The sequence below is a fragment of the Sneathiella sp. genome (assembly GCF_036844445.1).
Taxonomy (GTDB): Bacteria; Pseudomonadota; Alphaproteobacteria; order Sneathiellales; family Sneathiellaceae; genus Sneathiella.
In genome coordinates this window covers 221,699-235,068 of record NZ_DAIUFV010000004.1, presented here as the reverse complement: position 1 = coordinate 235,068, position 13,370 = coordinate 221,699, and the positions used below count along the sequence as shown (strand labels likewise).

The window sequence follows — 13,370 nt, the reverse complement described above, 5'->3', positions numbered from 1 at the left end:
GCGCAATTTTCCGCAATATAAGGCGCCTTCGAGGCATATTTACTTTCAGTTGGCAGAAAATTATATGCCGAGGTATCTATTCTTGATCTCATGCTGCGACATAAGAGCTTCCGATCCGCCCTCCCAGACGATCCGCCCCTTCTCGATGATGTAGTGACGATCGGCGAGTTTGCTGAGCGCCTGGATATTTTTATCGATAACGAGGATCGAGAGGCCTTCACTCTTCAGCTCGGCGAGGATCTGCCAGATTTCCTGCCGGATCAGCGGCGCGAGGCCTTCGGTTGCCTCATCGAGCAGCAGCAGCTCCGGATTGGTCATCAGCGCCCGGGCGATGGCGAGCATCTGCTGCTCGCCGCCGGAGAGCTGGTTGCCCATGCTGTCGCGGCGTTCAAGAAGGCGGGGAAACTGCGTCCAGACCCGCGCGAGCGTCCAGCGAGGCGCGCCGGATGGCCCGTCGCTTCGGGTTGCCACGAGATTCTCCTTAACCGTGAGGTTGGGCGAAATCAGCCGCCCCTCGGGCACGAGGGCGATGCCGCGCCGCGCAATGCGATAGGAGGGAAGGGCGGTGATGTTCTCTCCCTTGAAGCGGATCACGCCCCGGCGCGCGGGCGTGAGACCGGTGATGGCGCGCACGGTCGTCGTCTTGCCCATGCCGTTCCGGCCCATCAGGGTGACAACCTCGCCTTCGCGGATATTGAGCGAGAGGCCAAACATGATCTGGCTCTGGCCGTAGAAACTTTCTATTGCGTCTAGCTCCAGCATGCGCTTACGCCTCCTCCCCGAGATAGGCCTTCTGAACCTCGTCATTCTCGCGGATCTCGGCCGGCGTGCCGCTTGCAATCGCCTGCCCGTTGACAAGCACCGTTATCCGGTCGGCGAGGCTGAAGACGGCATCCATATCATGCTCGATCAGCAGGATGGTATAGTGCGCTTTGAGCGCCGCAAGCCGGGTGACCATGCGGGCGCTGTCTTCTGCCGACATGCCGGCCATGGGCTCATCGAGCAGCAGCATTTTCGGGCGGGTAGCGAGCGCCATGGCGATTTCGAGCTGGCGCTGCTCCCCGTGGCTGAGGCGGGCGACCGGAAGATCGGCGGCGGCATCGAGCCCCATCTCTTTCAGGATGGCGTGCGCCCTCTCCTTGAGTCGCTCGTCCTTCTCGACATTGCGCCAGAAATGGAAGGAATGGCCGCTATGGGCCTGCACGGCGAGGCGGACGTTGCCAAGCACGGTGAAATCCCGAAACAGGCTCGTGATCTGGAAGGAGCGAGCGAGGCCGAGATGCGAGCGCGCCGCCTCCTTGATACGTCGCAGGCTGCGCCCGGCAAAAATCACCATCGCCGCTGTCGGGACGGATCTCGCCGGTGAGCTGCTTGATCAGCGTGGTCTTGCCGGCGCCGTTGGGGCCGATGATCGCATGCAGCTCCCCCTCGCGCACGTCGAGCGACAGGTCGTCCGTTGCGAGTACGCCGTCATAGCGCTTCACCAGGTTGCGAACGAAGAGAAGAGATGTATCGGGCGTGCTCATCCGTTTTTCCTTGCACCGGGCAGGAAGCTTTCGATCCCGTTTCGGGCGAACAGCACGATAAAGATCAGCAGCGGGCCGAACAGCAGCTGCCAGTATTCGCCGAGGTTGAGGCCGCCGATGGAGTAGGGGATGGACGAGAGGATCTCCTCCAGCATCAGGAAGGCAAGCGCGCCGTAGAGCGGGCCGAACAGGCTGCTCATGCCGCCGAGCAGGATCATGATGATCAGATCGGCCGAGCGCGTCCAGTGCAGGAGATCGGGGCTGACGAAGTCATTCAGGTTGGCCATGAGAAAACCGGCGTAGCCCGCGATCATGCCGGCGATCACGAAGGCCGTCAGGCGGTAGCGATAGGGCGAGAAGCCGATGGCGCGCATCCGCGCTTCATTCGATTTCGCGCCGCGAATGACATGGCCGAAGGGAGAATTGACCAGCCGGTGCATCAGGTAAAGGACAATCAGCAGCGAGATGAAAATCAGATAGTAGAAGCTTGTCTCATGGGAAAGGTCAATAAGGCCGAGCATGTCGCTCCGGACGTAGATGGTGAGGCCGTCATCGGCGCCGTAGGTCTCTATCCCGACGAAGGTGAAATAGAGCATCTGCGAGAAGGCCATGGTGATCATGATGAAATAGACGCCGCGGGTGCGCAGGCTTATCGCGCCGATGATAAGGGCGACAAGCGCCGAGCCGAGAAGCGCGGCGGCAAGCTGGATATAGCCGTTCAGCATCCAGTCGATGCCGTCTTCAAAGGCGTGGAACGCGCCGATCCCGACCGCATAGGCGCCGATCCCGATATAGGCGGCATGGCCGAAGCTGATCATCCCGCCGTAGCCGATTAGCAGGTTGAGGCTGAGCGCAGCGATGGCGAGGATCAGGATGCGCGACAGCAGCCCGGTATAGAAGCTGTCGCCCATCCAGCTCGTGAGAAGGGGGACGAGGCCGAGCAGAAGCAGCAGGGCCGCATTGAGGGCAGTGCGGGGTGTCAGGGTCATTTGCCAACTCCCCGCGGCGGGAACAGCCCTTGCGGGCGGATGGCAAGGATGAGCGCCATCAGGAGATAGATGAGCATGGAGGCAATCGCCGGGGCGGCCGTCGCCGCGCTGTCGGACGGCAGGAAGAGATCGAGAAGCTCCGGCAGGAAGGAGCGGCCGACAGTATCGATCAGCCCGATCAGGATGGCCGCGACAAAGGCGCCCTTGATGGAGCCGATACCGCCAATGACGATGACGACGAGCGTCAGGATCAGGATGCTTTCGCCCATGCCGATCGAGACCGAGAGAATGGGGCCGGCCATCAGCCCGGCAAGTCCGGCGAGCGCAGCGCCGAGCCCGAAGACGAGCGTGAACAGCAGCCGGACATTGACGCCGAGCGCGCCGATCATTTCCCGGTTGCTGGCGCCGGCGCGGATCAGCATCCCGAGCCGGGTGCGCGAGACGAGGGCATAGAGCAGCCCGGCGACGAGGAAGCCGACGATGATGATGAGCAGGCGAAAGGCGGGGTAGGGCGCGCCCGGCACGACCTCGACCGTCTGGATGAGAAAATCCGGCAGCCGAATGGACAGCCCGACGGGCCCCCAGATCAGGCGGGTCGCCTCATTGAAAAAGAGGATGAGGCCGAATGTCGCCATGACCTGATCGAGATGATCGCGGGCATAGAGTGTTCGCAGCGCGACAATCTCGATCACCAGCCCGAGAAGAAAAACCGCCGGGATCGTCAGCAGCGCGCCGTAAAGATAGGATCCGGTCCAGCCGGTAAAGGTCGCACAGAAATAGGCGCCCATCATGTAAAGCGATCCGTGGGCGAGGTTGATCATGTCCATGATGCCGAAGACGAGCGTCAGCCCGGCGGCGAGAAGAAAAAGCAGAAGGCCGAGCTGGAAACCATTCAATGTCTGTTCCAGCAGAAGCAACCAGTTCATGCGACGTTCTGACCCCCCTCAAGGTAAAACGTGGGAAGCGGGCCGACCCCGGCGCACGGGATCGGCCCTTCATACAGGCAGTGGACAGGCCCGCGGGCCTAGTTGATGCTCATCTTGCATTCGGCGGCGTAGGTATCCTGATGATCCTCATAGACCTTGGTGACGATCTTCGTTGTATAAAGGCCGTCCGCATCTTTCACGACTTCGCGAAGATAGAAATCCTGGATCGGATGGTGGTTGTGACCGAATTTGAAGTCGCCGCGGATGCTGTCGAAATCGGCGGCCTGCAGCGCTGCGCGCACCGCATCCTGATCGCTCAAATCGCCATTCACCTTCTCGACCGCGCTGTTGATCAGCATGATGGAATCATAGGTCTGGGCCGCGTAGTGGCTCGGATAGTTGCCGTGCTTGGCCTTGAAGTCGCTGACGAATTTATGGTTGGCCGGGACATCCAGATCGGGCGACCAGAACATCGTCATCATGCTGCCGAGGGCCTGTTCGCCGATCCGCGGCAGGCTGATCGAGTCGATCGTGAAGGTGGTGTAGAGCGGCACCGTCTTGGCAAGGTCGGCCTGCGCATACTGCGTCAGGAACTGAACGCCGTGGCGGCCCGGGTAGAAGACGAACAGCGCATCGGGCTTGGCCGCGCGCACCTTGGCGAGCTCCGCCGAGAAGTCGAGCTGATCGGGGAATTTGGTCATGTCGCGCCCGATGATCTCGCCCTTGAAGGTCCGCTCCATTCCCTCGACCATATCCTTTCCGGCGGCATAGTTCGGCGCCATGACATAGAGCCGCTTGATCTCGCGCTCGTTCAGCAGATCGCCCATGGCCATGGTCGTCTGGTCGTTCTGCCAGGAGGTGGAGAAGAAATTCGGATTGCAGAGCTTGCCCGCAAGCGCGCTCGGCCCGGCGTTGGAGCTGACAAGAAACTTGCCATTGTCGACAACGCTCTTGTAGGAGGCCATCAGAACATGGCTCCAGATATAGCCGGCGACAAAATCCACATTGTCCTTCTTGACTAGCTTGTCGGTTTTCTGCTTGCCGATTTCCGGCTTGAAGGCGTCATCCTCGTAAATGACCTCGATGGGGCGATCGCCCATCTTGCCGCCGAGATGCTCGATGGCGAGTTCGACGGCGTTGCGCATGTCTTCGCCGATCGCGCCGGCGCCCGTTGAGAGCGTTGTCACAAACCCGATCTTGACCGGCTCCGTGGTGTTCGCAAGCGCCGGAGCGCTCAGCAGGGCCAGTGCGGACGCCATGCCGATAAGTGTCTTTTTCACGATGAAGTCTCCCTGTACGATGTCAGAAACGGGATCCCCGCTTCCCTCCCTAAAGCGATGACCAGCTTAAAGAATTTCGCCGGTTGGGGAAAGGTCCGTTTTGCGGGGATGGATGATTTGCGCCTCAGCCGCTAGCTGAAGGCCTTGAAGGTGATGAGTGTGAAGGTGTCCTTGATCCCCGGAAGCGACTGGATCTGCTCGTTGACGAAATGTCCGATGTCCTGATCATCATTCAGGTAACATTTCATCATCAGGTCGTAATTCCCTGAAATTGAATAAACTTCAGAAACCTGCTCGACATTTTCCACGGCTTCTCCGGCGACGTCGTAGGCCTTTCCGAGTTCACATTTCACCATGATAAAGATCGTTTTCACGACAGATGCCTTTCCTGCAGGGTTATCCTCATTGAGAGGGAGGTCAGGGTCCGAGTTTAGGAAGTTTTGCCGGCTGATGGAACAAAAAAGGCTCCCTTGCGAGAGCCCGTCCGGCGATGGTGCTATTTCTCTGCGGACTTTCGAAAAGTGATGTTGAAGAAGGCCGGCACATTCTCGCCAAGGCCGAGAACCGGCGCGTCATCATCGCGGGAGTGCCGCGAATGGGATTTTGAGCCGTTCGGTTTGCTGCGAGCTGTCTTTGCTGCCGCCGCAGGCGTTGCGGCGGCGGGCGTCTTTTTCTCCTCGCGCGGCTCGCTTTTGCGGGGGGCGGCGGCTTTGGCGCTGTCTTTGCGCGATCCGCTCTTGCGCTGACCGGATTTTTCGCGTCCGCTGTTGCGTTTCTCCCGCTCGCTGATGCGGGCGGCTTCCTCGGCGACTTCCTCCATACCGCTCAGCGTCATGCGCGGGATCTGCCGGCCGACGAGCTTTTCGACGGCATCGAGATATTTCTCATCGGCCTTGGTCGCGAGGGTGAAGGCATGGCCTTCCTGCCCGGCGCGTCCGGTCCGGCCGATGCGATGGATATAGTCTTCCGCATGGGTCGGGACGTCGAAGTTGAAAACGTGGCTCACCGCGCTCACGTCGATGCCGCGGGCGGCGACATCAGAGCAGACGAGAAGTTTGATTTCGTTATTCTTGAATTTTTCCAGCGTCTCCATGCGATGGCTCTGCGTCATATCGCCATGCAGGGCGCCGGCGTTGAAGCCGTGCTTGATGAGCGAGCCAAGCAGGATATCGACATCCTTCTTGCGATTGCAGAAGATGAAGGCGTTTTTCACATCCTGTTCGCGGAGCAGCTTGCGAAGCGCCGGACGTTTTTCCATCTTCTGCACCATCAGCAGCTGCTGCGTCACGGTTGCCGCCGTCGAGGTGGGCGGCGAGACGGCGACTTCCTTCGGATTGTGAAGGAATTTGTCGGCGAGCTTGCGCATGTCCTTTGACATGGTAGCGGAGAAGAAGAGGGTCTGGCGGAGCGGCGGGAGAAGGGAGACGATGCGTTCGACATCGGGAATGAAGCCCATGTCCATCATCCGGTCCGCTTCGTCGATCACCAGCGTCTTGACGCCGTTCAGCATTACCTTGCCGCGCTCCACGTGATCGAGCAGCCGGCCCGGCGTTGCGATCAGCACATCGACGCCCTTGTCGAGCTTGGCATCCTGATCCGAGAAGGAAACGCCGCCGATCAGCAGCGCCATGGAAAGTTTGCTGTATTTTCCATAGGTTTCGAAATTGGCGGCGACCTGCGCCGCAAGCTCGCGCGTCGGCTCCAGAATCAGCGAGCGCGGCATCCGCGCCTTGGCCTGACCCGCCGCGAGAATATCGATCATCGGCAGCGTGAAGCTTGCCGTCTTGCCGGTGCCCGTTTGTGCCGTACCCAAAACATCGCGTCCCATCAACACATACGGGATAGCCTTTTCCTGGATGGGGGTCGGATTTTTATAGCCGGTTTCTTCAACCGCTTTCAATACGTCGGGGCTTAGTCCGAGATCTGCAAATGTCATGTAGCGTGAGATACCGTTCTTAATAAAATCTGCATAAAACTGTGCGCAATCTAGTGAATTGACAACTTCTGTCAAACATTTCCTGCGAATTTCAGTAAAACCGGGCGATCTGCCGCGATTTCTACTAAAAAAGACGAAAATTAAAGTTAATGGTTCTCAATCGCCGGTCCTGTCTGTAAAAATAGCGGAGGCTCCTTCGAGCGATTGACGTGCTTATTATACAACGAAATGCGCAGTAATGACAGAGAAACCTTCACTCGTTCTGATTCCCGGGCTGCTGTGTACGGCGGACCTGTGGCGCGATCAGATTGCGGGGCTTGCGGATCTTGCCGATATCATCGTCGCCGATCATACGGTGGACGACAATATGCCCGCGATCGCCGCGCAAATTCTCAAAGCGGCGCCCGAGACCTTCGCGCTCGCCGGCCTTTCGATGGGCGGCTATCTCGCCCTTGAGATTATGAACCAGGCGCCCGAGCGGGTCAGCCGCCTTGCGCTGCTCGCCTCCCGTCCGCTCGCCGATACGCCAGAGGATCGACGCAAACGCGAGGATTTCATCCGCCTCGCGGAGCAGGCCTCGACCTTCCACGGCGTCACGCGCAGCCTGCTGCCGGTCCTGATCCATCCCTCGCGGCTCGAGGATGAGGAGCTGACAACACGTATTTTCAAAATGGCGGAGGATACGGGCCGCGACGCCTTTATCCGCCAGGAGCGGGCGCTGCTGTCGCGCCAGCCGCTGACCCACATCCTGGACGATATCCGCTGTCCGACGCTGGTCCTTGCGGGCGCGGAGGACCGGCTGATCCCGACGATCCTGCAGCGGGAAATGGCGGTCAATATCCCGACCGCGCAGTATGTCGAGATCTCAACCTGCGGCCATTTGCCGACGATGGAGCGCCCGGAAGAGACGACGGAGCATATGCGCCGCTGGCTGGCCCGCAAGCCCGAGTAGGAAGCGCCCGCCGTCGCGCGGGCCGTGCGCATCAGACGTCGATATCCTCGACGTAGCGGGCGTTTTCCTGAATGAAGGCGAATCTGAGCTCGGGCTTCTTGCCCATCAGGCTTTCGACCCGCTCCGCCGTTTCGCCAAATTCCTCGATCGGCACATCAACGCGGAGCAGCACCCGCTTCTTCGGGTTCATCGTCGTTTCCTTGAGCTGGGCGGGCGGCATTTCACCAAGACCCTTGAAGCGGCTGATATCAACCTTGCCGCGGCCGGAAAACTCGGTCGCGAGCAGCCGGTCTTTATGCGCATCATCCATCGCATAAACCGTTTTCCCCCCTTGCGAGAGGCGATAGAGCGGCGGCTGCGCCAGATAAAGATGGCCATCGGTAATCAGCGGCCGCATCTCGCGATAGAAGAAGGTCATCAGCAGGGAGGCGATATGTGCGCCGTCAACGTCGGCGTCGGTCATGATAATGACCTTCTCATAGCGCAGATCCTCGCTCCGGTATTTGTCGCGAAGGCCGCAGCCGAGCGCCTGAACGAGATCCTGCAATTCCTGATTGGCGCGGATTTTATCGTGCGTGGCGGAGGCGACGTTCAGGATCTTGCCGCGAAGCGGCAGGATCGCCTGCGTCTGCCGGTCGCGTCCCTGCTTGGCGGAGCCGCCGGCGCTGTCGCCCTCGACAATAAAGAGCTCCGTCCCCTCGCGTCCGCTTTTGCTGCAATCGGCAAGCTTGCCGGGAAGGCGCAGGCGGCTTGTCGCCGTCTTGCGGCTGGTTTCCTTGTCCTGCCGGCGACGGAGACGCTCCTCGGCCTTGTCAATCACCCAGGCGAGCAGGTTGTTGGCCTGATCGGGCGCGCCGGCGAGCCAGTTGTCGAAATGATCCTTGATAGCGAGGTCGACAAGGCGCGTCGCCTCGCTGGTGGTCAGGCGCTCTTTCGTCTGGCCCTGGAACTGCGGATCGGGAATAAAGATCGAGAGGACCGCCGCGGCGCCCGAGAAAATATCTTCCCCCGTGATCTGCGCGGCTTTCTTGTTGTTGATCAGATCGCCGTAAGCTTTGAGACCGCGCAGAAGCGCGCCCCGCATCCCAAGCTCATGCGTGCCGCCTTCCGGCGTCGGCACGGTGTTGCAGTAGGAGTTGAGGAAGCTGGTGTTGTCCATCGGCCAGGCGACGGCCCATTCGACCCGTCCGCGCTGCCCCTCGACCTCGACGCGGCCCGAAAACGGTTCCTGCGTCACGCATTTGATGCCGTCGAGCGAGGCATCCAGAAAATCGCGAAGGCCGCCCGGGAAATGCAGCACCGCTTCGGCCGGCGTCTCGTCCTTGATCAGTTCCTCGGCACATTTCCAGCGGATTTCGACGCCACGGTAAAGATAGGCTTTCGAGCGCACCATCTTGTAAAGCCGCCCGGGTCGGAGAGCGGTGCCGGCGTCAAAAATCTGAGGATCAGGGTGGAACTGGATGGAGGTGCCGCGCCGGTTCGGCGCCGCGCCGATTTTCTCAAGCGCCGTGACGGGGACGCCGCGCGAATATTCCTGCCGCCACAGTTCGCGGTCGCGCGCGATCTCGACGATCATCCGGTCGGAGAGCGCATTGACCACCGACACCCCGACGCCGTGCAGGCCGCCCGATGTCTCATAGACCTTGTTCGAGAATTTGCCGCCCGAATGGAGCGTCGTCAGAATGACCTCAAGCGCCGATTTGTCGGTATATTTGGGGTGGCGGTCGATGGGGATGCCGCGCCCGTTATCGCGGATGAGCAGCGAGCCGTCGGCGAAGAGCTCCACTTCGATACGCGTTGCATGACCGGCGACGGCCTCGTCCATGGAGTTGTCAAGCACCTCTGCCGCGAGATGATGGCGCGCGCGTTCATCCGTGCCGCCGATATACATGCCGGGGCGCAGGCGGACAGGCTCCAGCCCCTCAAGGACTTCGATATCCTTGGCGGAATAATCAGAGCTGTCGGTTTTGGGCTGCTGGAAAAGATCGGACATAAAATCAGTTCACTAGAGATAAAAAGCTGCTGTTGAAATGGCAATTTCAGGTCGCCCGGCGGGCATAAACCGTATAGGTTATAGCCGAATAACACAGCGAGAAGGAAGTCCAAAGATCATGAAAACCCAATTCCGTGACGCCGTCATCCGGACGGCCCCGATGCCAAGCGACTGCAACAACAGCGGGGACATCTTCGGCGGTTGGGTGCTGGCCCAGATGGATATCGCCGGCGGGATCCTCGCGGCGCGGCGAACGAAGGGACGGGTGGTGACGGTGGCCGTGGAGGCGATGACATTTCACCAGCCGATCAAGGTTGGCGATATCGTCAGCATCTATGGCGAGATCGAGCGGGTCGGACGCACTTCGGTTGCCGTCAAGCTGACCACCATCGTCTCGCGCAAGCTGGATTCGGAAGAAATCAAGGTGACGGAAGGCACCTATATTTTCGTCGCCGTCGACAATGACGGCCGGCCGCGGCCGGTCGACGGCTGATTGCGGACTGGCGGTTGCGCCATAAAAAAGCCGCCCGGAAACGGGCGGCTTTCTCTTTGTCCGAGCAGCCTGATCAGACGCTGTAGTACATGTCGAACTCGATCGGGTGCGGCGCATGCTCGAAGCGGAAGACTTCTTCCCATTTCATGGCGATGTAGCCGTCGATCATATTGTCGGTAAAGACGCCGCCCTTCTTCAGGAAGTCGCGATCCGCATCGAGCGCTTCGAGTGCTTCACGCAGCGAGCCGCAGACGGTCGGGATGTCTTTCAGCTCTTCCGGCGGCAGATCGTAGAGATCCTTGTCCATCGCATCGCCCGGGTGGATCTTGTTCTGGATGCCGTCGAGACCGGCCATCATCATCGCCGAGAAGGCGAGGTAGGGGTTGGCGGTGCAGTCCGGGAAGCGGACTTCAACGCGCTTGCCCTTCGGGCTCGGCGTGTAGGGGATACGGCACGAAGCGGAGCGGTTACGCGCGGAGTAGGCGAGCAGGACCGGCGCTTCAAATCCCGGGATCAGGCGCTTGTAGGAGTTGGTGCTGGCGTTGGTGAAGGCATTGATCGCCTTGGCATGCTTGATGATGCCGCCGATGTAGTAAAGGGCGGTATCCGACAGATCCGCATAGCCCGAGCCCGCGAAGGTCGGCTTGCCGTCCTTCCAGATCGACATATGTGTATGCATACCCGATCCGTTGTCGCCGGATACGGGCTTGGGCATAAAGGTGACGGTCTTGCCATAGGCGTGGGCCACGTTATGCACGACATATTTCTGGATCTGCATCTCGTCGGCCGCGCTGACCAGCGTGTTGTACTTCATGCCGAGTTCGTGCTGGCTCGGGGCGACTTCGTGGTGATGCTTCTCAACCGAAAGGCCCATCTGCTTGCAGATATCGAGCATTTCGCTACGGATATCGGCGCCGCTGTCAACTGGCTGAACGGGGAAGTAGCCGCCCTTGACGCGTGGACGATGGGCGCTGTTGCCTCCTTCGATTTCCTCGCCGCTCATGAACGGGGATTCATGGTCGCTCAGCTTGTAGGAGGTCTCATACCCGCTGACCTTGAAGCGCACGTCGTCGAACATGAAAAACTCGGCTTCCGGTCCGAAGAAGGCGGTATCGCCGATGCCGGTGCTGGCAAGATAGGCTTCCGCCTTCTTGGCGACGGAGCGCGGGTCGCGTTCGTAGCTTTCGCCCGAGAGCGGATCGAGAATGTCACAGAAGACAATCAGGGTCGGGCGGGCGGCAAACGGATCCATGACGGCGGTCGAGGTGTCGGGCATCAACGTCATGTCCGACTCGTTGATTGCCTTCCAGCCGGTGATGGAGGAGCCATCGAACATCACGCCATCTTCGAACATGTCTTCATCAACGACATCGACATGCATGGCGAGATGCTGCCACTTGCCTTTCGGATCGGTAAAACGAAGGTCCACATACTCGACTTCGTTTTCCTTCATCAGTTTAAAAATATCAGCAGCCATTAGTGCGTCTCTCTGTTTACAATTCAGGGGTAGTATTCTGCCGGTCGCTGCCGGCCGACATGGTTTCAGATTGCGTCGGGACCGGTTTCGCCTGTCCGGATACGGATCACTTCTTCAACGGTGGAGACGAAAATCTTCCCGTCACCGATACGTCCGGTGCGGGCGGCCTGTTGGATGGCCTCAAGGGCACGCTCGACGAGCGAGTCCTCAAGGACGATTTCGATTTTTACCTTCGGCAGGAAATCCACAACATATTCCGCGCCGCGGTAAAGCTCGGTATGACCTTTCTGGCGGCCAAAACCTTTGGCTTCGGTTACGGTGATCCCCTGCAACCCGATTTCGTGAAGGGCTTCCTTTACTTCGTCGAGTTTGAACGGTTTGATAATTGCTTCGATTTTTTTCATAACACAGTTCTCAATCCAGATTTTATATCGCCAGAGGTACTGTCCTGACTGACCCGCTCATAGTATAGCACGAGACGTGCCAGAATCCGGTGACGCATTTGCACGGCCCGCAATCGGCGGAAAAGTGCGGTTTCAGGAGCGCGATGTCGAATGAAACGCTGTGTGTCTAAAAATGAGGCGCTTAAAAATTAGGCAACTGCTTAAAAATTAATCGGATTGGGCCTTGCGCAATTTATAGAGCCCCTTGAAGTCGTTCGGATCGGCGATCTCGCCCTTGCGAATAATGTGCAGCCGGCCGGCGCGGGCGAGGTGGATGGCCTGCTGGCGAACGGCGGTCATATATTTGCGCCACATATCCGTGGGCGAGCCGGGCTTGGCGCGATCGGCGGCAATCGCCTCGGCAACCTCGCGCGGCGCGACATCGCGGCCCGTGCTGACCGCCCGCAGAATATAGCCAACGACGGGATCGTCCGGGACTTTGGGTTTTTCGCTTTTGTCACTGCTGGTCATGGCTTGCCCCGGTCTGAATGGAGATGCGGCGGTTGTACGGCTGAAAACACGCAAATGCAAGCGCCAACCGCGCGCCGCGGGGTGCGCTTCTAATAATGGGGCGGCTTTTCCGGCCCGGCCGCGGCCGGCAGGCTTTCCTCGAGGCTGATGATGCGATCCTGTGCGCGGAGAAGGCGGCCTTTCAACCCTTCGATTTCCTGCCATTGCCGGTTGACCATGTCGCTCAGCTCGCTGAGCGCCTGTTCCTGCTCCATGAATTTGAGTTCAAGCTCCGTCAGCCGTCTGTCATCCATGTCCGCTCTCCTTAAACTGCCCGACCGCGCGCCGCGACAGGCGGCGGCAAACCAGAATTTGCGGCGGAATATCTCCGTCCGGGACTTCCCCTTTCGGATTGCTCCCCCATATTCTTCGCGTAGAGTTTCCTCCATAATGCAACAGATTGGAAAAGTCATGAAGTTCCTTGCACTCTCCACCGCTCTGGTCCTCTCCGGCCTCGCCTTGAGCGCGCCGGCCTTCGCCGACCGTGCGCCGAACGCCGACGAACTCGCCACGCTGACGGAGCGGCTCAACGAGCTTGGCTATCAAAGCTGGAAAGAGATCGAGCTTGATGAGGATGGCGACGACGGGCCGCACTGGGAAGTTGATGATGCCCGCAAAGAAGACGGAACAGTTTGGGATCTCAAGCTGAGCGTCGACAAGATGGAAGTTATCGAGCTTGACCGCGAAGACTGATCGTCTCGCCAACGCCAATAAAAAAAGCCCGGAAACGCGAGTTTCCGGGCTTTCGAATGTGGGGCGAACGAGGGGGCTCGAACCCCCGACCTCCTGAGTCACAGTCAGGCGCTCTAACCAGCTGAGCTACGTTCGCCACAGGAGCGGCTCTG

General features: G+C 59.7%; 14 protein-coding genes, 1 tRNA gene and 1 pseudogene. 3 read left to right on the top strand and 13 right to left on the bottom strand.

Annotation, left to right across the window (positions count from 1 at the left end; translation table 11 throughout):
- Positions 1-60: 60 nt before the first annotated feature.
- The 7 genes and pseudogenes from V7Z56_RS10040 to V7Z56_RS10010 all read right to left on the bottom strand — a co-directional run bounded on the left by V7Z56_RS10040 (position 61) and on the right by V7Z56_RS10010 (position 6,657).
- Positions 61-762 (bottom strand): ABC transporter ATP-binding protein, encoded by a 702-nt coding sequence (locus V7Z56_RS10040; protein ID WP_334129287.1) that lies wholly within the window; start codon positions 760-762, stop codon positions 61-63.
- Positions 763-766: 4 nt separating this feature from the next.
- A pseudogene (locus V7Z56_RS10035) lies at positions 767-1,526 on the bottom strand (ABC transporter ATP-binding protein).
- Positions 1,523-2,515 (bottom strand): branched-chain amino acid ABC transporter permease, encoded by a 993-nt coding sequence (locus tag V7Z56_RS10030; RefSeq protein ID WP_334129285.1) that lies wholly within the window; start codon positions 2,513-2,515, stop codon positions 1,523-1,525. The pseudogene V7Z56_RS10035 and the gene V7Z56_RS10030 overlap by 4 nt, the downstream one beginning before the upstream one ends.
- The gene (locus V7Z56_RS10025; protein ID WP_334129284.1) at positions 2,512-3,441 is read right to left on the bottom strand and encodes a branched-chain amino acid ABC transporter permease; all 930 of its coding nucleotides are present in this window, start codon (positions 3,439-3,441) and stop codon (positions 2,512-2,514) included. Before V7Z56_RS10025 ends, V7Z56_RS10030 begins: the two co-directional genes overlap by 4 nt.
- Before the next feature lie 98 nt (positions 3,442-3,539).
- Positions 3,540-4,700 (bottom strand): ABC transporter substrate-binding protein, encoded by a 1,161-nt coding sequence (locus tag V7Z56_RS10020; RefSeq protein ID WP_443023790.1) that lies wholly within the window; start codon positions 4,698-4,700, stop codon positions 3,540-3,542.
- A 152-nt stretch (positions 4,701-4,852) separates the two neighbouring features.
- Positions 4,853-5,095, bottom strand: a complete 243-nt coding sequence (locus tag V7Z56_RS10015) for an Lrp/AsnC ligand binding domain-containing protein (protein ID WP_334129282.1) — start codon at positions 5,093-5,095, stop codon at positions 4,853-4,855.
- 122 nt (positions 5,096-5,217) lie between these two features.
- Positions 5,218-6,657, bottom strand: coding sequence for a DEAD/DEAH box helicase (locus tag V7Z56_RS10010; RefSeq protein WP_334129281.1), 1,440 nt, complete (start codon positions 6,655-6,657; stop codon positions 5,218-5,220).
- A gap of 238 nt (positions 6,658-6,895) precedes the next feature.
- On the opposite strand from V7Z56_RS10010, the gene V7Z56_RS10005 reads away from it, so the two are divergent.
- Complete coding sequence (locus tag V7Z56_RS10005; protein WP_334129280.1) at positions 6,896-7,609, top strand: alpha/beta fold hydrolase; 714 nt, start codon at positions 6,896-6,898, stop codon at positions 7,607-7,609.
- A gap of 31 nt (positions 7,610-7,640) precedes the next feature.
- On the opposite strand, the gene parE is transcribed toward V7Z56_RS10005, so the two are convergent.
- Positions 7,641-9,602: a DNA topoisomerase IV subunit B gene (gene parE / locus V7Z56_RS10000; RefSeq protein ID WP_334129279.1), complete on the bottom strand. Its 1,962-nt coding sequence runs from the start codon at positions 9,600-9,602 to the stop codon at positions 7,641-7,643.
- 118 nt (positions 9,603-9,720) lie between these two features.
- On the opposite strand from parE, the gene V7Z56_RS09995 reads away from it, so the two are divergent.
- Positions 9,721-10,095 (top strand): acyl-CoA thioesterase, encoded by a 375-nt coding sequence (locus V7Z56_RS09995; protein WP_334129278.1) that lies wholly within the window; start codon positions 9,721-9,723, stop codon positions 10,093-10,095.
- 73 nt (positions 10,096-10,168) lie between these two features.
- Here V7Z56_RS09995 and glnA read toward each other — a convergent pair whose 3' ends face one another.
- From glnA to V7Z56_RS09975, 4 genes are all read right to left on the bottom strand, one after another.
- Positions 10,169-11,572 carry a type I glutamate--ammonia ligase gene (gene glnA / locus V7Z56_RS09990; protein ID WP_334129277.1) on the bottom strand — a complete coding sequence of 468 codons (1,404 nt, stop codon included), beginning with the start codon at positions 11,570-11,572 and terminating at the stop codon, positions 10,169-10,171.
- 65 nt (positions 11,573-11,637) lie between these two features.
- Positions 11,638-11,976, bottom strand: a complete 339-nt coding sequence (locus V7Z56_RS09985; protein ID WP_334129276.1) for a P-II family nitrogen regulator — start codon at positions 11,974-11,976, stop codon at positions 11,638-11,640.
- 207 nt (positions 11,977-12,183) lie between these two features.
- The gene (locus V7Z56_RS09980; protein WP_334129275.1) at positions 12,184-12,486 is read right to left on the bottom strand and encodes a DUF3253 domain-containing protein; all 303 of its coding nucleotides are present in this window, start codon (positions 12,484-12,486) and stop codon (positions 12,184-12,186) included.
- Positions 12,487-12,575: 89 nt separating this feature from the next.
- Positions 12,576-12,779, bottom strand: a complete 204-nt coding sequence (locus tag V7Z56_RS09975) for a SlyX family protein (RefSeq protein ID WP_334129273.1) — start codon at positions 12,777-12,779, stop codon at positions 12,576-12,578.
- A 157-nt stretch (positions 12,780-12,936) separates the two neighbouring features.
- On the opposite strand from V7Z56_RS09975, the gene V7Z56_RS09970 reads away from it, so the two are divergent.
- Positions 12,937-13,218 carry a PepSY domain-containing protein gene (locus V7Z56_RS09970; protein ID WP_334129272.1) on the top strand — a complete coding sequence of 94 codons (282 nt, stop codon included), beginning with the start codon at positions 12,937-12,939 and terminating at the stop codon, positions 13,216-13,218.
- 59 nt (positions 13,219-13,277) lie between these two features.
- Here the strand turns inward: V7Z56_RS09970 and V7Z56_RS09965 are convergent.
- Positions 13,278-13,354: transfer RNA gene (locus V7Z56_RS09965), tRNA-His, on the bottom strand.
- Positions 13,355-13,370: the final 16 nt, after the last annotated feature.

Bases quoted from the DNA above. Each gene is read 5' to 3' on its own strand.
- V7Z56_RS10040 (WP_334129287.1), bottom strand. From the start codon at position 762: ATGCTGGAGCTAGACGCAATAGAAAGTTTCTACGGCCAGAGCCAGATC.
- glnA (WP_334129277.1), bottom strand. From the start codon at position 11,572: ATGGCTGCTGATATTTTTAAACTGATGAAGGAAAACGAAGTCGAGTAT.
- V7Z56_RS09980 (WP_334129275.1), bottom strand. From the start codon at position 12,486: ATGACCAGCAGTGACAAAAGCGAAAAACCCAAAGTCCCGGACGATCCC.
- V7Z56_RS09995 (WP_334129278.1), top strand. From the start codon at position 9,721: ATGAAAACCCAATTCCGTGACGCCGTCATCCGGACGGCCCCGATGCCA.
- V7Z56_RS09970 (WP_334129272.1), top strand. From the start codon at position 12,937: ATGAAGTTCCTTGCACTCTCCACCGCTCTGGTCCTCTCCGGCCTCGCC.
- V7Z56_RS10010 (WP_334129281.1), bottom strand. From the start codon at position 6,657: ATGACATTTGCAGATCTCGGACTAAGCCCCGACGTATTGAAAGCGGTT.
- V7Z56_RS09985 (WP_334129276.1), bottom strand. From the start codon at position 11,976: ATGAAAAAAATCGAAGCAATTATCAAACCGTTCAAACTCGACGAAGTA.
- V7Z56_RS09975 (WP_334129273.1), bottom strand. From the start codon at position 12,779: ATGGATGACAGACGGCTGACGGAGCTTGAACTCAAATTCATGGAGCAG.
- V7Z56_RS10030 (WP_334129285.1), bottom strand. From the start codon at position 2,515: ATGACCCTGACACCCCGCACTGCCCTCAATGCGGCCCTGCTGCTTCTG.
- V7Z56_RS10025 (WP_334129284.1), bottom strand. From the start codon at position 3,441: ATGAACTGGTTGCTTCTGCTGGAACAGACATTGAATGGTTTCCAGCTC.
- V7Z56_RS10020 (WP_443023790.1), bottom strand. From the start codon at position 4,700: ATGGCGTCCGCACTGGCCCTGCTGAGCGCTCCGGCGCTTGCGAACACC.
- parE (WP_334129279.1), bottom strand. From the start codon at position 9,602: ATGTCCGATCTTTTCCAGCAGCCCAAAACCGACAGCTCTGATTATTCC.
- V7Z56_RS10005 (WP_334129280.1), top strand. From the start codon at position 6,896: ATGACAGAGAAACCTTCACTCGTTCTGATTCCCGGGCTGCTGTGTACG.